27 protein-coding genes are annotated in these 18,550 nt (G+C 35.3%); 21 read left to right on the top strand and 6 right to left on the bottom strand.

From position 1 onward, the window contains the following. The first annotated feature begins 20 nt into the window (after window positions 1–20). The 21 genes from rpsE to HMPREF2846_RS03425 all read left to right on the top strand — a co-directional run bounded on the left by rpsE (window position 21) and on the right by HMPREF2846_RS03425 (window position 13,796). Window positions 21–521 (top strand): 30S ribosomal protein S5, encoded by a 501-nt coding sequence (gene rpsE, locus HMPREF2846_RS03525; RefSeq protein ID WP_002479556.1) that lies wholly within the window; start codon window positions 21–23, stop codon window positions 519–521. 16 nt (window positions 522–537) lie between these two features. Beyond that, window positions 538–723: a 50S ribosomal protein L30 gene (gene rpmD, locus HMPREF2846_RS03520; protein WP_002479555.1), complete on the top strand. Its 186-nt coding sequence runs from the start codon at window positions 538–540 to the stop codon at window positions 721–723. Between the two features lie 27 nt (window positions 724–750). Continuing rightward, entirely contained in the window at window positions 751–1,191 is a 441-nt protein-coding gene (rplO, locus tag HMPREF2846_RS03515; RefSeq protein ID WP_002479554.1) for a 50S ribosomal protein L15, read from the top strand. Continuing rightward, window positions 1,191–2,483, top strand: coding sequence for a preprotein translocase subunit SecY (secY, locus tag HMPREF2846_RS03510; protein WP_002479553.1), 1,293 nt, complete (start codon window positions 1,191–1,193; stop codon window positions 2,481–2,483). The genes rplO and secY overlap by 1 nt, the downstream gene beginning before the upstream one ends. A gap of 16 nt (window positions 2,484–2,499) precedes the next feature. Then, a complete protein-coding gene (locus tag HMPREF2846_RS03505; RefSeq protein ID WP_002479552.1) occupies window positions 2,500–3,150 on the top strand; it encodes an adenylate kinase in 651 nt (216 codons plus the stop codon). A 188-nt stretch (window positions 3,151–3,338) separates the two neighbouring features. Continuing rightward, the gene (infA, locus tag HMPREF2846_RS03500; protein ID WP_002479551.1) at window positions 3,339–3,557 is read left to right on the top strand and encodes a translation initiation factor IF-1; all 219 of its coding nucleotides are present in this window, start codon (window positions 3,339–3,341) and stop codon (window positions 3,555–3,557) included. A 33-nt stretch (window positions 3,558–3,590) separates the two neighbouring features. Beyond that, window positions 3,591–3,704: a 50S ribosomal protein L36 gene (gene rpmJ / locus HMPREF2846_RS03495; RefSeq protein ID WP_002479550.1), complete on the top strand. Its 114-nt coding sequence runs from the start codon at window positions 3,591–3,593 to the stop codon at window positions 3,702–3,704. Window positions 3,705–3,726: 22 nt separating this feature from the next. After that, the gene (gene rpsM, locus HMPREF2846_RS03490; protein WP_002479549.1) at window positions 3,727–4,092 is read left to right on the top strand and encodes a 30S ribosomal protein S13; all 366 of its coding nucleotides are present in this window, start codon (window positions 3,727–3,729) and stop codon (window positions 4,090–4,092) included. A gap of 22 nt (window positions 4,093–4,114) precedes the next feature. Beyond that, the gene (gene rpsK, locus HMPREF2846_RS03485; RefSeq protein WP_002479548.1) at window positions 4,115–4,504 is read left to right on the top strand and encodes a 30S ribosomal protein S11; all 390 of its coding nucleotides are present in this window, start codon (window positions 4,115–4,117) and stop codon (window positions 4,502–4,504) included. Between the two features lie 89 nt (window positions 4,505–4,593). Further along, on the top strand, window positions 4,594–5,538 hold the full coding sequence (locus HMPREF2846_RS03480) for a DNA-directed RNA polymerase subunit alpha (protein ID WP_002479547.1): 945 nt from the start codon (window positions 4,594–4,596) through the stop codon (window positions 5,536–5,538). Between the two features lie 22 nt (window positions 5,539–5,560). Next, window positions 5,561–5,929 carry a 50S ribosomal protein L17 gene (rplQ, locus tag HMPREF2846_RS03475; protein WP_002479546.1) on the top strand — a complete coding sequence of 123 codons (369 nt, stop codon included), beginning with the start codon at window positions 5,561–5,563 and terminating at the stop codon, window positions 5,927–5,929. A 357-nt stretch (window positions 5,930–6,286) separates the two neighbouring features. Continuing rightward, window positions 6,287–7,096: an energy-coupling factor transporter ATPase gene (locus HMPREF2846_RS03470; protein ID WP_031262423.1), complete on the top strand. Its 810-nt coding sequence runs from the start codon at window positions 6,287–6,289 to the stop codon at window positions 7,094–7,096. Continuing rightward, the gene (locus tag HMPREF2846_RS03465; protein WP_070625736.1) at window positions 7,093–7,953 is read left to right on the top strand and encodes an energy-coupling factor transporter ATPase; all 861 of its coding nucleotides are present in this window, start codon (window positions 7,093–7,095) and stop codon (window positions 7,951–7,953) included. The genes HMPREF2846_RS03470 and HMPREF2846_RS03465 overlap by 4 nt, the downstream gene beginning before the upstream one ends. Beyond that, window positions 7,943–8,749, top strand: coding sequence for an energy-coupling factor transporter transmembrane component T family protein (locus tag HMPREF2846_RS03460; protein ID WP_002479543.1), 807 nt, complete (start codon window positions 7,943–7,945; stop codon window positions 8,747–8,749). The genes HMPREF2846_RS03465 and HMPREF2846_RS03460 overlap by 11 nt, the downstream gene beginning before the upstream one ends. Before the next feature lie 4 nt (window positions 8,750–8,753). Then, on the top strand, window positions 8,754–9,557 hold the full coding sequence (gene truA, locus HMPREF2846_RS03455; RefSeq protein ID WP_002479542.1) for a tRNA pseudouridine(38-40) synthase TruA: 804 nt from the start codon (window positions 8,754–8,756) through the stop codon (window positions 9,555–9,557). Window positions 9,558–9,770: 213 nt separating this feature from the next. Continuing rightward, window positions 9,771–10,208, top strand: coding sequence for a 50S ribosomal protein L13 (gene rplM / locus HMPREF2846_RS03450; protein ID WP_002479541.1), 438 nt, complete (start codon window positions 9,771–9,773; stop codon window positions 10,206–10,208). Window positions 10,209–10,227: 19 nt separating this feature from the next. After that, window positions 10,228–10,620 carry a 30S ribosomal protein S9 gene (rpsI, locus tag HMPREF2846_RS03445; protein ID WP_002479540.1) on the top strand — a complete coding sequence of 131 codons (393 nt, stop codon included), beginning with the start codon at window positions 10,228–10,230 and terminating at the stop codon, window positions 10,618–10,620. A gap of 205 nt (window positions 10,621–10,825) precedes the next feature. Further along, window positions 10,826–11,668 (top strand): glycosyltransferase family 8 protein, encoded by an 843-nt coding sequence (locus HMPREF2846_RS03440; protein WP_070625735.1) that lies wholly within the window; start codon window positions 10,826–10,828, stop codon window positions 11,666–11,668. A 32-nt stretch (window positions 11,669–11,700) separates the two neighbouring features. Next, the gene (locus HMPREF2846_RS03435) at window positions 11,701–11,943 is read left to right on the top strand and encodes a DUF7695 domain-containing protein (protein ID WP_023014969.1); all 243 of its coding nucleotides are present in this window, start codon (window positions 11,701–11,703) and stop codon (window positions 11,941–11,943) included. Further along, window positions 11,940–12,479 (top strand): histidine phosphatase family protein, encoded by a 540-nt coding sequence (locus HMPREF2846_RS03430; RefSeq protein ID WP_070625734.1) that lies wholly within the window; start codon window positions 11,940–11,942, stop codon window positions 12,477–12,479. The genes HMPREF2846_RS03435 and HMPREF2846_RS03430 overlap by 4 nt, the downstream gene beginning before the upstream one ends. Before the next feature lie 96 nt (window positions 12,480–12,575). Continuing rightward, window positions 12,576–13,796, top strand: coding sequence for a PAS domain-containing protein (locus tag HMPREF2846_RS03425; RefSeq protein WP_070625732.1), 1,221 nt, complete (start codon window positions 12,576–12,578; stop codon window positions 13,794–13,796). Between the two features lie 75 nt (window positions 13,797–13,871). Here HMPREF2846_RS03425 and HMPREF2846_RS03420 read toward each other — a convergent pair whose 3' ends face one another. The 6 genes from HMPREF2846_RS03420 to HMPREF2846_RS03395 form a co-directional block, all read right to left on the bottom strand. Next, window positions 13,872–14,717, bottom strand: coding sequence for a CPBP family intramembrane glutamic endopeptidase (locus HMPREF2846_RS03420; protein WP_070625730.1), 846 nt, complete (start codon window positions 14,715–14,717; stop codon window positions 13,872–13,874). A gap of 145 nt (window positions 14,718–14,862) precedes the next feature. After that, entirely contained in the window at window positions 14,863–15,342 is a 480-nt protein-coding gene (locus HMPREF2846_RS03415) for a PTS sugar transporter subunit IIA (RefSeq protein ID WP_070625728.1), read from the bottom strand. Between the two features lie 182 nt (window positions 15,343–15,524). Continuing rightward, entirely contained in the window at window positions 15,525–16,928 is a 1,404-nt protein-coding gene (locus tag HMPREF2846_RS03410; RefSeq protein ID WP_070625726.1) for a PTS galactitol transporter subunit IIC, read from the bottom strand. 48 nt (window positions 16,929–16,976) lie between these two features. Then, on the bottom strand, window positions 16,977–17,279 hold the full coding sequence (locus HMPREF2846_RS03405; RefSeq protein ID WP_070625724.1) for a PTS sugar transporter subunit IIB: 303 nt from the start codon (window positions 17,277–17,279) through the stop codon (window positions 16,977–16,979). 17 nt (window positions 17,280–17,296) lie between these two features. Further along, window positions 17,297–17,773 (bottom strand): PTS sugar transporter subunit IIA, encoded by a 477-nt coding sequence (locus HMPREF2846_RS03400; RefSeq protein ID WP_070625722.1) that lies wholly within the window; start codon window positions 17,771–17,773, stop codon window positions 17,297–17,299. 190 nt (window positions 17,774–17,963) lie between these two features. Next, window positions 17,964–18,488 (bottom strand): YfiT family bacillithiol transferase, encoded by a 525-nt coding sequence (locus HMPREF2846_RS03395; protein ID WP_060803675.1) that lies wholly within the window; start codon window positions 18,486–18,488, stop codon window positions 17,964–17,966. Between the last annotated feature and the right edge of the window lie 62 nt (window positions 18,489–18,550).

The raw sequence follows: 18,550 nt of genomic DNA, 5'->3' as shown, positions 1-18,550 counted from the left end.
CATAAAAGGAGGGACAAATAATGGCTCGCAGAGATGAAGAAAACAAAGAATTTGAAGAACGCGTTGTTACGATTAACCGTGTTGCGAAAGTTGTAAAAGGTGGACGTCGTTTCCGTTTCACTGCATTAGTAGTAGTTGGAGACAAAAATGGTCGTGTTGGATTCGGTACAGGTAAAGCACAAGAGGTACCAGAAGCGATCAAAAAAGCGGTAGAAGCTGCTAAAAAAGAATTAGTATCTGTAAACCGTGTTGAAGGTACAACACCACACACAATCACTGGCCGTTTCGGTTCAGGAAGTGTATTATTGAAACCAGCAGCACCTGGTACTGGGGTTATCGCCGGTGGACCAGTTCGTGCCGTATTAGAGTTAGCAGGTATCACTGATATCTTAAGTAAGTCATTAGGTTCTAACACACCAATTAACATGGTTCGTGCTACAATCAATGGTTTAGAAAATCTAAAAAGTGCTGAAGAAGTTGCGAAATTACGCGGCAAATCAGTAGAAGAATTATACAATTAAGGAGGGAAAATGAATAATGGCTAAATTACAAATTACCCTCACACGTAGTGTTATTGGTCGTCCAGAAACACAACGTAAAACTGTTGAAGCATTAGGTTTGAAAAAAACTAACTCTACAGTAGTTGTAGAAGACAACCCAGCTATCCGTGGACAAGTGAACAAAGTAAGTCACTTGCTAAAAGTTGAAGAATTAGACGCATAATTAGATAATATATAAGGAGGTGCCGTAATGAAATTACATGATTTACATCCAGCAGAAGGATCACGTAAAGAACGCAACCGCGTAGGTCGTGGTGCTGCTACAGGTAATGGTAAAACAAGTGGACGTGGTCAAAAAGGTCAAAAAGCACGTTCAGGTGGTAAAGTAAGACCAGGTTTCGAAGGTGGTCAATTACCATTATTCCGTCGTATCCCTAAACGCGGTTTCACAAACATCAACCGTAAAGAATACGCAGTTGTGAATTTAGACCAATTAAACCGTTTTGAAGAAGGTACAGAAGTTACTCCTGAACTTTTAATCGAAACAGGCGTAGTTAAAAACGCAAAAGCGGGTATCAAAGTATTAGGTAATGGTTCTCTAGAGAAAAAATTAACAGTAAAAGCACATAAATTCTCTGCATCTGCAGCTGAAGCAATTGATGCTAAAGGTGGAGCACACGAGGTGATCTAATGTTTGACACATTCGTAAACTTCTTTAAAACAAAAGAAGTGCGAAACAAGATCTTTTTTACGCTCGCAATGCTAGTTATTTTTAAAATAGGTACTTATATACCAGCGCCTGGAGTCAATCCAGCAGCGTTTGAAAGTCAACAAGGTTCTCAAGGTGTCACTGATCTATTGAATACATTCGGTGGGGGAGCCTTGAAGAACTTTTCCATTTTTGCAATGGGTATTATGCCCTACATCACTGCTTCAATCGTTATGCAGTTATTGCAAATGGATATAGTTCCTAAGTTTACAGAATGGGCCAAACAAGGTGACGTTGGTCGTAAGAAACTAAACAACGTTACGCGCTATTTTGCGATACTTTTGGCATTCATCCAATCAATAGGGATGGCATTCCAATTCAATAACTATCTTAAAGGTGCATTGATTGTTGATCCTTCACCTATGAGTTATTTGTTGATTGCAATTGTATTAACAGCAGGAACAGCTTTCTTATTATGGTTAGGTGAACAGATAACACAATATGGTGTAGGTAATGGTATTTCCATTATTATCTTCGCCGGTATCTTGTCTACTTTGCCATCATCACTGATTCAGTTCTATCAACAAGCCTTTGTAGGGCAAAGTGATACAACAATCGCATGGTTGCAAGTAGCAGGGCTAGTTATTGGTTTGATTTTACTAACAATGGGTGCTGTGTACGTATTACAAGCTGTTCGTAAGATACCTATTCAATATGCGAAAAAACAATCCGCTCAGCGTTTAGGACGAAATGCAACGTATTTGCCGTTGAAAGTTAACTCAGCAGGGGTTATCCCGGTTATCTTTGCTATGGCATTCTTCTTGTTACCGAGAACATTAACAATGTTCTTCCCTAAAGCTGACTGGGCGCAGCAAATTGCCAATACAGCCAATCCATCAAGTAACATCGGAATGGTAATTTATATTATCTTGATCATTGCATTCACTTATTTCTATGCATTTGTTCAAGTTAATCCAGAAAAAATGGCTGACAACCTTAAGAAACAAGGCAGTTATGTACCGGGTATCAGACCTGGTGAAAAAACTAAAAAGTATATTACCAAAGTTTTATATCGTTTAACTTTTGTAGGTTCTATCTTCTTAGCAGTTATCGCTATTTTACCGATTCTTGCTACTAAATTTATGAACTTACCGCAATCGATTCAAGTCGGCGGTACAAGCTTATTGATCGTTATCGGTGTTGCAATCGAAACTATGAAGAGCTTGGAAGCACAAGTTAACCAAAAAGAATATAAAGGCTTTGGTGGTAGATAATTTGTAGGAGGGCAATATGAATATCATCTTAATGGGTTTACCTGGCGCAGGTAAAGGAACTCAAGCGAGTGAAATTGTTAAGAAATTCCCTATTCCGCATATATCTACAGGTGATATGTTTAGAAAAGCTATCAAAGATGAAACTGAATTAGGTAAAGAAGCTAAGTCTTATATGGACCGTGGCGAACTTGTACCTGATGAAGTAACTGTGGGTATCGTTAAAGAAAGACTTTCTGAAGACGATGCGAAAAAAGGATTTTTATTAGATGGTTTCCCACGTACACTTGAACAAGCAGAAGCATTAAGTAAAATCATGACAGAACTTGGCAGAAAGATTGATGCAGTTATTAATATTGAAGTTCCGGAAGAAGAACTCATGAATCGTTTGACTGGACGTCGCGTTTGTGAAGTTTGCGGAACAACTTATCATCTTGTGTTCAATCCTCCAAAAGTGGATGGTGTTTGTGATCTTGATGGCGGTAAATTATACCAACGTGAAGATGACAATCCAGAAACAGTTGCAAAACGTTTAGAAGTTAACGTAAAACAGTCTAAACCTATCTTAGAATACTATGATAAAGAAGGCGTTTTGAAAAACGTTGACGGTTCTAAAGATATCCAAGAAGTAACTGGCTCAGTTATCGATATCTTGGAAGATCTTAAGTAATTCAACATTGCTGCTTGTATGTTGAATGAAGGCAGTCTGATATTGTTTGTCTCTCAGCCTAACGAATTATGAGTGACAGCATAACGATAATGATTCCCGATTTTTGTTCAACGTAATGATACAAGGGCAGTATGTCTAACATTTTCCAATAGACATTAACTAATAATGCAAAAGGGGGAATTGTTCTAATGGCAAAACAAGATGTAATTGAATTAGAAGGTACAGTAACAGATACTTTACCAAATGCAATGTTTAAAGTAGAATTAGAAAATGGTCATGAAATTTTAGCACATGTGAGTGGTAAAATTAGAATGAATTATATTCGTATTCTACCTGGCGACAAAGTAACAGTAGAAATGTCTCCGTATGATTTAACTCGCGGAAGAATCACTTATCGTTATAAATAATTCGTCACTCCATTATTACAGGGAGGTATTAAAATGAAAGTAAGACCATCAGTAAAACCTATTTGCGAAAAATGTAAAGTCATTAAACGTAAAGGTAAAGTAATGATCATTTGTGAAAATCCGAAACACAAACAAAGACAAGGTTAATAAAAGAGAGGTGTAAAATAATATGGCACGTATTGCAGGAGTCGATATTCCACGCGAAAAACGCGTTGTAATTTCATTAACTTATATTTACGGTATTGGTAAATCAACTGCTGAAAAAATCGTAGCAGAAGCTGGAGTTTCTCCACAAACTCGTACTAACGAATTAACTGACGATGAATTAGGTCGTCTTCGTGAAGTTGTAGACAGCTACAAAGTAGAAGGTGACTTACGTCGTGAGCAAAACTTAAACATCAAACGTTTAATGGAAATCTCATCTTACCGTGGTATCCGTCACCGTCGTGGCTTACCAGTTCGCGGTCAAAAAACTAAAAACAATGCTCGTACACGTAAAGGCCCAGTTAAAACTGTAGCTAACAAGAAAAAATAATAGGTAAAGGAGGAAAATATTAATGGCACGTAAACAAGTATCTCGTAAACGCAGAGTGAAAAAGAATGTTGAAAACGGTGTGGCTCACATTCGTTCAACTTTCAACAATACAATCGTAACAATCACTGATGAATTTGGTAACGCATTATCATGGTCATCAGCAGGTGCGCTTGGTTTCAAAGGTTCTAAAAAATCTACACCATTCGCAGCACAAATGGCTTCAGAAACTGCTTCAAAAGCAGCTATGGAACATGGCTTAAAATCTGTAGAAGTAACAGTAAAAGGACCTGGTCCAGGCCGTGAATCAGCTATCCGTGCATTGCAATCAGCAGGCTTAGAAGTAACAGCTATTAGAGACGTTACTCCAGTACCTCATAACGGTTGCCGTCCGCCAAAACGTCGTCGCGTATAATATTATTGTCAAGAAATAGTTATTTTCCGCAGATCACTAAGATAAACTGTATCTTATAAGTCGACGTAACCAAGGAGGATATGTAAATAATGATAGAAATTGAAAAACCTAGAATTGAGACAATTGAAATTAGTGAAGATGCTAAATTCGGTAAGTTTGTTGTTGAACCACTAGAACGTGGCTATGGCACTACGCTAGGAAACTCCTTACGTCGTATCCTACTATCTTCATTACCAGGTGCAGCCGTTAAGTACATCGAAATTGAGGGAGTTCTACACGAATTCTCAGCAATTGAAAATGTGGTTGAAGACGTATCTACAATCATTATGAATATTAAGAAACTAGCTCTTAAAATTTATTCTGAAGAAGATAAAACATTAGAAATCGATGTTAAAGATGAAGGCGAAGTAACTGCAGCTGACATTACTCATGATAGTGATGTTGAAATTTTAAACCCAGAGCTTAAAATTGCTACAGTTGCTAAAGGTGGACATTTAAAAATCCGTCTTGTTGCGAATAAGGGTAGAGGTTACGCATTAGCTGAACAAAATAATACTAGTGATTTACCAATTGGTGTTATACCAGTAGACTCTTTATACTCACCAGTAGAAAGAGTTAACTATACAGTAGAAAATACTCGTGTAGGTCAAAGCAGTGACTTTGATAAATTAACATTAGATGTATGGACTGATGGATCAATCACTCCACAAGAATCAGTTTCATTAGCAGCAAAAATTATGACTGAACACTTGAACATCTTTGTTGGACTCACTGATGAAGCGAAAAACGCTGAAATCATGATTGAGAAAGAAGAAGATCAAAAAGAAAAAGTACTTGAAATGTCTATCGAAGAATTAGACTTATCAGTACGTTCTTATAACTGTCTAAAACGTGCAGGCATCAACAGCGTTCAAGAATTGGCTGACAAATCTGAAGCAGATATGATGAAAGTACGTAATTTAGGTCGTAAATCTTTAGAAGAAGTAAAATACAAACTTGAAGACTTAGGTTTAGGTCTAAGAAAAGAAGATTGATAAAGGTAAAGGAGGTTAACTCATGGGTTACAGAAAATTAGGTCGTACATCTGATCAACGTAAAGCAATGTTACGTGACTTAGCTACTTCATTAATCGTTAATGAGCGTATTGAAACAACTGAAGCTCGCGCTAAAGAATTACGCGGTGTGGTTGATAAATTAATCACTTTAGGTAAAAAAGGAGATTTAGCTTCACGTCGTCAAGCAGCTAGAATCGTTCGTGATGTTGAAATCTTAAACGAAGATGAAACTACACAAACAGCTTTACAAAAATTATTCGGTGAAATTGCTCCTCGTTACACAGAACGCCAAGGCGGATACACTCGTGTACTTAAAGTAGGTCCTCGTCGCGGAGACGGTGCTGAAGCAGCAATTATCGAATTCGTTTAATTCCAACTTTAACTTGTAACAAAGCAACGATGATAAGTAGAAGCACACGATGGTGATGACATTGTGCGCTTATCATTGTACAAGTAAACACACTGAACTTATGAATATATAAAGCAAATGAGTGCAACGATAATGTTTGCCACATACAAATATTGTCTAGCTCAGAGTACCCCATTCACAGAACTTAATATTTTTTAAAGCGTGAACTCAATTATTGAATGGGGTGCGCGCTTTTTTATTTCGAAGCCCCTTTACTCTCTTTAGGTACAGGGGCTTTTGATACATAGTCTTGGATATACACATATCGTATATTCATGTACAATAAGTAGAGTGAAAATAAACAGAAGGGACAGAGTCATATTGAACACAGAGAACATTATTGAATTTAATGACGTGTCATTTCAATACCAAGGCGACGAATGGTTCACATTAAAAAATCTATCATTTAATATCCCTAAAGGTAAATGGACCTCTATTGTCGGTCATAATGGTTCAGGTAAATCTACCATCGCAAAACTGATGATGGGTATGATGCCGTTTCAAAAAGGGGAAATTCTTGTAAACGGTCAACCAATGACAGCTGATAATTTAGCAGAGATTCGTCAACACCTAGGCATAGTCTTTCAAAATCCTGAGAACCAATTTGTGGGCTCTACAGTTCAATATGATGTCGCATTCGGTTTAGAAAATTTCGAAGTCCCTTATGAAGAAATGCATCAAGCTGTCCCGCAAGTATTAAAAGAAGTTGAAATGTATGCGCAACGCAATCATGAACCACAAGCCTTATCAGGCGGACAAAAACAACGTGTTGCGATTGCTGGTGTATTAGTTTTAAGTCCTGATGTGATTATTTTAGATGAAGCCACATCTATGTTAGATCCTGAAGGCAAACAATCGCTGATGCAGCTGGTCAGACATTTGAACACTGAAAAAAATGTAACGATTATTTCGATTACACATGATTTAACTGAAACATTAGATTCAGATTATATGATTGTGATGAATCGTGGAGAGGTGTATGAAAAAGGTACACCAGAAGCAATTTTTGAGAAAGGAGCATCATTAACAGAAATAGGTTTAGATTTACCATTTCCAATGCGCATTAATTCATTGCTTGGTAACCCGTCTGAGTTTCTGACATATGATGCACTGGTGGCACGTTTATGAGTATAAAATTTAACGACGTCACATATGTGTACCAAAAAGGCACACCTTTTGAATATGAAGCATTACATCAAATCAATACAGAGTTTGAACCAGGACATTATTATGCGATTATTGGTCAGACAGGTTCAGGCAAATCTACATTAATCCAACATTTTAATGGCTTGTTAAAGCCCTCTTACGGCACCGTAGCGCTTGATGATTTAATTCTGAAGGCAAAGACTAAGGATAAAGCGATTCGCCCTATGAGACAACGTGTAGGGCTTGTCTTTCAATTTCCAGAATCACAACTCTTTGAAGATAGTGTAGAGCGTGAGATTCTGTTCGGTCCCAAAAATTTCAATATGAACTTAGACAAGGTAAAGGACTATGCATATCGCTTACTGATGAAATTAGGTTTTGATCGCGATGTGATGAACAAATCACCCTTTCAAATGTCTGGAGGACAAATGCGTAAAATTGCGATTGTTTCAATTCTTGCGATGGATCCAGACATCATTGTGTTAGATGAACCGACAGCAGGCTTAGATCCACACAGTCGAAAGCAAGTGATGGGTTTACTAAAACAGTTGCAGCAGGAAGGAAAGACTATCGTATTGGTAACTCATGACATGAATGACGTTGCACAATATGCAGATCGTATTAAAGTCTTACAAAAAGGAACGCTTGTATATGAGGGGACACCAAGAGCATTATTCAGTGATTCCGAGCGTATTAATGATTATTCATTGGATTTACCAGACATTGTGCAACTACAAAGAGACTTTGAACACAAACATCAGACTAAACTATCTGATACAGCATTAACTGACGAAGAGTTTATTGAACTCTATAGGGAGTGGCAGCGAAATGAAAAATAAATTTATCATTGGTCGCTATTTACCTCTGGATTCGATAGTACATCGTATGGATCCTAGAGCTAAATTAGCATTTGTCTTTTTCTATATTGTCTTAGTCTTTTTCTGTCATAGCTTCCCGATGTATGGGTGGATGTTGTTAGTGTTATTGATATTTATGTATTGTGGTAAAATCAAGCTGTTTTATTTATTAAAAGGCTTAACCCCAATACTGTTCTTTTTAATTTTTACGTTTTTAATGCATTTGTTTTTAACTAAAGGCGGAACGACGTTGTTCAGCTGGAAATTTATTTCGATTGATTCAGGTGGTATCAAAGAAGGGATCTTTATATCTATGCGGTTGATGTTCATTATGATGGCTTCAACGATTATGACTTTAACAACGAATCCGATCGCATTAACAGATGCCTTTGATAAAATTTTATCGCCGCTTAAAGTTGTAAAAGTCCCTGTACAACAATTAAGCATGATGATGTCCATTGCGCTACGTTTCATCCCAACGTTAATGGAAGAGTTAGATAAAATTATTTTAGCGCAAAAATCACGAGGATCTGAAATCAGTTCAGGTTCAATGGGACAAAGAATCAAAGCATTTATTCCATTACTGATTCCACTATTTATTTCTGCCTTTCAACGTGCAGAAGATTTAGCAATTGCGATGGAAGTACGTGGATATGATGTAAAATCAAAACGTACAAGTTTCCGTAAATTAGAATGGCATTGGAAAGATACTTTGCTTATCGGTTCATTGATTCCAATTGCGGTTATATTATTTGTATTAAAATATTTAGGAGTGTAGACGTGTGCGTATTTTAGTTAATATAGCGTATCAAGGAAGCAACTTCTTAGGCTTTCAGATTCAACAGCACGGTAGAACCGTGCAACAACAATTTGAGAAGATTTTAAAACGTATGCATAAGCGTCATGTACGTATCCATCCTTCAAGCAGAACAGATAGAGGGGTGCATGCGATGGAACAATATTTCCATTTTGATACAGAACTAGATATCGCACCTAAGCAATGGCAATATGCGATGAATAGCGCACTGCCTGACGACATTTATGTCAAAGAGGTATCAATCGTCGATGACGACTTTCATTGCCGCTATGACTGCGTAGGAAAGCGATATCGTTATATGGTGTATCAAGGTGCGCATCGCGATGTTTTTATGAGCGGTTTAAAAACTTATAATGATTATGACTTAGATTTAGATAAAATGAATCAAGCAGCACAACAATTTATCGGTACGCATGATTTTACAGGATTTTGTTCACAAAAGACCGAAGTAGAAAGTAAAGAGCGTACGCTTTATCAAAGTGAAATTATTAAAACAAAAAATGGCTTTGACTATGTTGTGACTGGCTCTGGTTTTCTATATAATATGGTACGTGTGTTAGTCGCGTTTTTAATCGAAGTCGGTAAAGGTAAGCGATCACCAGACGAAGTTCCAGGCTTATTAGAAGCGAAAGATCGTAATCAAGTACCGTTCACTGCACCCGCAGAAGGATTGTATTTAGAAAAGATATATTTATCACCAGAATCACTGATACAAGATTTTGGTTCAGATATAAAAATTCATCGCAAAAAATCATTGCAAAATGACTGATTCGTATTGACAAATACACTAATAAATTATACGATTATATGCGGTATTGTTTTATATCACCCCACGATAAGCCCCGGAAACTTATTGTGTTACTAGATATAGAAGCAAAGTCGAAACGAAATCAACAATCTGAAATTATCTGAGCTTTGAATCGTAACATTGATTTTTTAAAAAGCAACTCAACACGCAGTTATTATTAGGAGGACAATTATTATGCGTCAAACATTTATGGCTAATGAATCAAACATTGAGCGCAAATGGTATGTTATTGATGCGGCTGGCCAAACACTAGGTCGTTTATCATCAGAAGTAGCAACTATTTTACGCGGAAAACATAAAGTAACTTACACACCACACGTTGATAACGGTGACTATGTAATCATCATCAACGCTGGACAAATCGAAATGACTGGTAAAAAAGAATCTGACAAAGTTTACTACCGTCACTCAAACTACCCAGGTGGTATTAAATCAATCACAGCTGGTGAATTAAAAGAGAAAAACCCAGCACGTTTACTTGAAATTTCAATTAAAGGTATGTTACCAAGCAACCGTTTAGGTGAAAAACAAGGTAAAAAATTATTTGTATATGGTGGCGCTGAACATCCACACGCTGCACAACAACCAGAAAACTACGAGTTACGTGGTTAATTAGAAGGAGGAAATTACATTGGCACAAGTTGAATATAGAGGCACAGGCCGTCGTAAACACTCAGTAGCACGTGTACGTTTAGTACCAGGCGAAGGTAACATCACTGTAAACGGTGTTGACGTACGTGAATATTTACCATTCGAATCATTAATCTTAGACTTAAACCAACCATTCGAAGTTACAGAAACTCAAGGTAACTACGACGTTTTAGTTAACGTTAACGGTGGCGGTTTCACAGGTCAAGCACAAGCTATCCGTCACGGTATCGCTCGTGCATTATTAGAAGCAGATCCTGAATACAGAAGTTCTTTAAAACGCGCTGGATTACTTACTCGTGACCCACGTATGAAAGAACGTAAAAAACCAGGTCTTAAAAAAGCACGTCGTTCACCACAATTCTCAAAACGTTAATTGTTGGACAAACGATTACTATTATTCAAACACTTCCCAAGTTTGGGGAGTGTTTTTTTATGCCTGTAAAAGTTATTTACATATCGACCTTTTAGAAATTTTTTCATTTCTGGTATACTTTCATATCATTAATTCGCTGGTGCTTTCAATTCTAATTAATTAGTTGTGTGTGATATGATTATTTTAAAAGAAGGAGGCGGTAACATTGCATGAAAAAGTAGATATTTTAGTAACGCTAAATGAAAACTATTTGAAACCATTAAAGGTTATGTTGTTATCATTACATGATACGAATCCCCATTTATCATTTAAAGTTTGGTTGGTTCATGAGAAGATACCACAAAGTAAACTAATGCAGTTAGAAGAATTATTGTCATCATTTAATATGGAATTAGAAGAAGTTAAAGTACCGCCCAATTATTTTGGCAATGCGAAAACAGTTGAACGTTATCCTCAAGAAATGTACTTTAGATTAGCGTGTGGTGAATTACTGCCTGAATCAGTGACAAAAGTACTTTATTTAGATCCAGATATTTTAGTGATTAATACAATAGACGATTTATGGAATCTGAATTTAGAAAGGAATATATTTGCGGCAGCAACACATGAAGGATTTACAAAATTTTCACAAGGCATGAATAATCTACGTTTAGGTACGAAACAAGGTCAAGTATATTTCAATTCAGGAGTTATGTTGATTGATGTAGAAAAAGCAAGACAAGAAATAAGCATGGATGATATTTTTAATTTTATAGAGAAAAATAATCAATACTTATTATTACCTGATCAAGACGTTATGAATAGTTTGTATGGTGATAAGATTAAAGAAATACCGGAAGAAATTTGGAATTATGACACAAGACAAGCAAATATGTATTATACAAAAAGTGTAGGTAAGTACGATACACATTGGGTTGCCTATCATACTGTGTTCTTACATTTTTGTGGTCGTCCAAAACCTTGGGATAACAAAAGCAACAGTAGATTTACCATGTTATATCTTCAGTATCAAAAAAGATTAGAACAACTTGAAAACTTAAATGATTAAATAAAACTCAATACTTGAAAGAAGGGGACATCATGAAAAAAATCATCAGAAGTATTGCGAAATGTAAAATGTGCGGAGATATTATTGAATCTACACATAGACATGAAATGGTCAATTGTAAATGTGGTTGTATCTTTTTGGATGGAGGAACAGATTACCAAAGAGTACTGTGGAATCCTCAAGAAGGTAAAGGTAGTAAAATGGAAGATTATATTGATTTGAGTTTAACAATTTATGAAGAAGAGGATGAGGAGGACGAGAATAAAAAAGAATGAAAATATACTTTGTCAGACATTCATTAAGAGATAATAGTGTGAAAGAAGATGTCATTGCACCCTTAACTAAAGAAGGGCTGAATAAAGCAGAAGCATTGGCATCTTTTTTTGACGATAAAAACATTGAACAAATATACGCCAGTCCTTATCGTCGTGTGATGCAAACGATATTGCCAACTTCACAAAGGTTAAAGTTACCAATTCATAAAGAAGAAGGATTGCGTGAAAGAAAAATAGGACATTGGGTAGAAGACTTTTATGAATTTGCGGAAAAGCAGTGGCGAGATTTTGACTACAAGTTGGAAAATGGTGAGTCTTTAAATGAAGTACAAAATCGTATCGTTCAAACCTATGATCAAATTATAAAGAATAGTAATGTATCTACATTATTAATATGTGGACATGGCACCGCAATGTCACTGTTATTTAATCATTTAACTAAAGGCAAGTTTCAATATGAAGATTTCCTTCAGATGAAAATGCCTGCGATCTATGAATGGGATACGCAAACACAAATATTAACACATATTCAGTGATTAATCTGATAAAATTCAGTGAATATGCTAATATCGTCACTGATATTAAACAGTTATACTAGAAGAGATGAAATATAAGAATTGCAGGTGTTTGTGATGTTTAATATTAGTTCAGTTTCAAATGAGGTTAAAGAAGAAGTTAAAGGACTCATTGATCAACATATACATCAAGAAGATATTACTGACATGTTAATAGAACTCTCTCAAAACGAATCAAGCAGTAAAATAACAGAAGCACTTAGACAGCTTTACTTTATTGAAAAATTTACGTCTATGTATGAAATAGAACGTTTTGTCTCAACATATGAAAAGGTGACAAAACAATCACTGACAGAAATCACACTTTCAAATGATAAAACGCATCCACTGAATATCTTCAAACAAGAAATTAATATATTTAAGTCATTGCTTCAAGAAACAAGCGCTTTGTTAGATCAAGTAAAGGTGAATGAAACAGAAGCGATTGAATTATTTAAATGGAAAGTTCAAACACTTTCAGGTTTAATTCCACATTTTAATCGTAAAGAAAAGATTATCTTTCCTGTCATAGAACGAAGAGGAGAGTATATCTTACCGAGAAAAATGTGGGCTGATGATGATGTGATTCGTTTTGCGTTGAATAAACTACAAAAACGTGTAGCTAAACTTGAAGAAGTAGATTGGCGACATATTCAAAATGCTTATACTGAATTAGAAAGCAGTTTAACGGACATATTACGCCAAGAAGAGATACTATTCATCCCACTAATGCAGGAAGACATCAGTGCAGTTGAGTGGCAACAAATTGCGCAAGAAAGCAGTGCTTTTGGCTATGCGATAGAAGTTCCTGAGATATGGCACGATTCTGAAATAGAATTAACTTCTATTGACGCAAAATATGATGCAAAACAAGGGCAACAGAATTTGCGCTTTGGTGGAGGTTTCTTAACGACAAAAGAAGCGGACCTTATTTTAAATAACTTGCCAGTAGAAATTACGTTTGTAGATAAAAATGGCACTTTTAAGTATTTCAATGATTTAGTTGAAGCGTCTGACATGATGTTTATCCGTACACCTATCTCTATTGGAAGAAATGTGGCTAATTGTCATCCACCAAAAAGTTTAAGCAAAGTGATGCAGATTATTCGTGATTTGAAAACAAAACAAAAAAAGTCTGAATCCATGTGGTTTAAAAAAGGTAACCAATTCATTCACGTCACATACAAAGCTTTATTTGATGAAAAAGATGAATATATTGGTATTTTAGAATATGTACAAGATATTCAACCATTCTTTGAGTTACCACAAAAGTTCAAACGAGATGCGACTAAACAATAAACGTTAATTAATAATAAAATGAACAACCCACGAGTCCAATATTGATTCGTGGGTTGTTCATTTATCACAGTCGTTTTAAAGAAACGGTAAGAATTTTGACCAATAAGTAATCAAGTATAGCGGGAAATTCATACAGATATGAATTAATATCAGTAAGTAGATATTTCGATATTTGGCCCAGAAAAAGCCAAGGAATATCCCCGCAAGCGCATGTGTGACCAATGCTTGTGCTGACAAATCCAAAAGATTTCCTTGTCCTTGGATGCCCGCATGCCATAAAGACCAAAGTACTGTGCTGATACATACAGAAGACACTATACCCAAATGTTCTAAACGTGTTTGTAGCCACACACGGTAAAACACTTCTTCTAATACAGCATTCATTAATATTGAAATGATCGCAAATATCAGTACGAAAAGATAAGGTTCATCATAAGAGATATGAGATAAGTTGTTCAAAGGACTAAAATAGAGCACTAACCAAATTACATAGACAATAGGCGCAAGAGACCAATCAATCACTGGATTAGCTTTAGAGAGTATGGACAGTTTTTCTCGCTTAATAATCCATAAAGGAATCAACAACAATAATACAAATTTATAAATATAAAAGAGCTCAAAGTAGGGTTTAGGTGTAAGAAACACAAGTACGATATATAAAATACCTAATATGAGTAAAATACGTTCTGACTTCAAAGGTTTCTGAATAAGGGGTTGAAACTTAAAGTGTAAAGGTAAAACAAATAGCAAAACAAGTGGAATTAAATAGATCAACCAAATATTCATAAAATGAGTTTTATCCTTGGTATCTGCGCTCGTTTGAATCAAACCGTTTTGTGTAGTTTGTACATATAAGGCTGAAACCAAAATTAATAATAAAGTGACAATAGGAATCAATAAACGTAATTTATTTCTCTGCATGGCGTTCTCCTTAATATTAAATTGTAAAAGCATTTAAATAATAATACCCAATTTTATTTAATTTTGGTCCTTTAAACGTAAAAAATCCTCAAACCAATTTGATTTGAGGATTAAAGCAATATACGAATGTCGTTAGTAGAAAAAATTATTTTTTAAAGTTTGCTTGAAGATACTCATAAATTGCATCTGTATCAGTCAATTTAAAGAACTTTTCTAATTCAGCTTTATCTTGTTTTTCAAAGAACACGATAAGGTCTGATAATAAATGTACTTGAATTGCTTTTGTACCGTTTAAAATCACAAATAAGAATTCTACTGGTAAATCTTTATGAGGTGAACTCATATTTTGGAATACGATAGGGTTAGTTAATTTAACAGGTACAATTTTAGTTGTGTTTACAAATTCAGGTTCAGTATGTGGTACTGCCACATTAGGGTATGTTTCACTGATATTTGATAAGCTTAGGGCTGTTGGGTAATTTTTTTCACGATCTAAAACATGTTCTAAGAAATTGTCTTTTACATAACCTGCTTTTACTAATGCTTCTGATACTTCTGTTAGTACCGCTTCTTTACTATCCGCATTTGATACAAAAACGCTATCTTTTGAAAATAATTGAGTCATAAGTTGCTCCTTCTTCGTTAGTAAGTATTTTAATATTTATCTGGTCAATTAAAGTATAGGTAAATGAATAGATAGATGTCAATGTATTATGTGTTTTATACCACAATACATCCCACAATTTTAAAATATTTGTCATAAATAAACATCGATGTAAGACACCTACGTTTATTTTGATTATTATTTTATTTACCTTGTTCTTCGTAAATTTTATTTCGTTTTTTCATTTCAAATGCATACCAGATGAAAGCAAGTAAGTAGATTGCAAGTGCAACGATAGCGTAAACAATAAACATACCGCCACCATGTACTGCATGACCTACTAAATAACTTAAGAATTTTTCTAGTGGACCTTCCATAGTAGTGTGTGAAATTAATGTATCACTGCTTAATCCTTTAGGGAAAGCACCTGCTTTTTTAGCTGTCTCAGTTACGAATTCAGCTATTAATGTACCTGCCCATAAGAATAATGGTAATTCGATTGCGCCAATAATAATCATACGTAATAATTTACCTCGAGTAATAACAAGTAAAGCAGGGGTAACGCCCATTGCGATAATACCACCAAGTGGTAAAAGTTTATTACCTGGTAAAATCATTGCTTCTAATAACATGATAGGAGCTAATACGTTAGCTGCTGCCCAGATTTCTGCACGACCAGCAATGAATGGCCAGTCTAAACCGATGTTTAATTGGCGTCCTTTTAATTTACTGTTAGCAAAGTTTGAAATACCTTGAGATAAAGGTTCTACAGATGCGATGAACCAAGATCCGATTAAAGAGAATAACTCTAATGCAACAGCAGCAGTAAATGCTAAGGCAAAGATTTGAGTAGGTGATTGTCCTGCAAGTAAACCAACAAATACACCTAAATATAAACCAATGGCAAATTTAGAACCCCAGAAACCAATTTTGTTGTTCAATTTTGCAGCATCAAAATCATATTTATCTAACCAAGGGAAAACTTTATCAAAGATTTTATCCATGATTAACAAGAATGGGTTCATCATATAGTTCATATGAGTAGATGTCATAGGGTTTGATGATGGTACATTTAATAAGTCATTAAATGTCGGTTTCATTAAATCAGAGTTAATGATTTTCATAACGCCGATAAAGATAACTAATAGTGTTGCGACAAATAAATTTGCTCCGCAGTAAATCGCAAATAATCCTACAATAGATAAGTGCCAGATGTTAAAAATATCAACATCTAAAGTGTTAGTACGGTTAATGAATAATAAAACGATATTCACAATAACCATTACTGCTAAGAAATATAATGTGTAAGGGGAGCCCCAAGTAATAGTTGCTAATGGTGCCCAACCTACGTCAGTAATACTAAGAGATAATCCAGTACGTTCAACGAAATCTGTCATGGCTTGTGAGAATGCTGTTGTTAAGATCCCGATGATTGCACCGATACCTGTTAAAGCGATACCTAATTTCAAACCGCCTTCAAGAGATTTAGAAAGTTTTTTAGTGAAAATGAAGGTGATAATTGCAAGAATCACAGTCATTAATGGAGCAGCTCCTAAATCAATTAAAGGTTTGAATATGGTGTTGGCTAAATCAATAAGCGAGTTCATTTTATCCTCTCCTTGGTGATTGTTCTAAGTGGTTAAAATTATGAATTCTTATTTTTGAATAGATTTAATCGCATCTTCCATTGCTTGATAAACAGGTTCTGCCATAGCTGGCACACGATAAAGAATAGCACCTGCGTCAACAACCGGAATTGTAATAGGGAAGCTGAAATCAGTGTTAGCAATTTGAGCAAAGATGTCATATCCACTTAATAAGTCTTCGTTAACATCTTTAATCATTACTGCATCACAGCTAACTTGATAACCTCTTTTTGTTAATTCTTCTTCTAGTGCTGCTTTAATTTGGTGGCTTGAGTTAACACCTGCGCCACATGCTGCTAAAATTTTAATCATGATGTCTTCACTCCTAATTATTTAAAGTTTTTATCTAAGTAGTTATAGATGTCTGTTGAGTTATTAAAGTTGAAGAATTTAAGCATATCTTCTTCTTTTTGAGAATTGATAAAATCCATGATTCTAGCAAGTAACTGTGTTTGTTTAGCTTTATCGCTATTTAAGATAATGAATAAAAAAGATACTTCCAGATCATTGTGTGGTGAAATCATGTTTTTGAAATGAACAGGATGGTTCAATTTTACAGGTACGATTTTTGTAGTATTTACGTATTCTGATTCAGTATGTGGAATTGCAATATTGGCATACTTACCATTTAACAATGATAAATCCATGCCAGTAGGGTAGTTATGTTCTCTTTCGATTACATGTTCAAAGAAACTATCTTTTACATCTCCTTGTTTAACAAGAGCTTCTGATACCTCTTTGAAAATTTCTTCTTTTGAGTCTGCATCACTTACGAAAACAGTGTCCTCAAAAAATAGTTTAGTCATTTAGATGCACCTTCTTTGTTGGTTTGTGTTTCTTTATGTTTCCTTTTGTTCACTTAAAGTATAAAACCGCTTACTTGAAGCGTCAATACTTTTTAAAAGATGTAGGAAAGTTGCCATTATTAGTACATTTAAATTTAAATTTGAACAAAAAAAGACCCACAACATAGTGTTGTGAGTCCTTGAAAATTCATTAACTTTCCTCAATTTCCTTTAGTGCCAATTTAATATGTTCTAGATGATGGTTACCATGCCAAGCCATTTTAGCTACAAGATCTGCAAGTCTACCTTCACCTTCTTCAGGATGGTAGAACGTACGGTCAAATGCTTCGATAGGCAGGTCACGTAATAAGATGGCCCAACGTTTATGCATGCCGTCAATCAGTTCTAGTGAGTATTCTAAGGGTGCTTGATTGTCTGGAGCTTCAGCCCAAGCATCTTGTAGGAATGATGTGACAAATGGATGGTCTTCAGTCAATGTTTGTTTCGTACGAATAAAACCGTGCATGTGGCTATCAGCAATATGGTGAATTAAAGTTTGAACATCGAAACTGCCTTCACGATAGGTCGCATGACGTTCTTCTGCAGATGCGTTCGTTGTGAGTGTTGTGAGTATATCTGGCAATTCTTCAATCGCATCAATCCACGTGTTTAAATCTTCTACACTATAACGATCTGGTTTTTGGAACTTACCGATTGGAAATTGATTTTTCAGCATGGTTAATCACCTTTCATCAAATATTGAATGAAGTGCTAGTATATCACACGTGAATTTAAATA

It is taken from the genome of Staphylococcus sp. HMSC056G08 (assembly GCF_001812305.1).
GTDB classification, from domain to species: Bacteria; Bacillota; Bacilli; order Staphylococcales; family Staphylococcaceae; genus Staphylococcus; species Staphylococcus simulans.
Note: the sequence above shows the minus strand (reverse complement) of the source record. Positions and strands in the feature narration are given on the sequence as shown.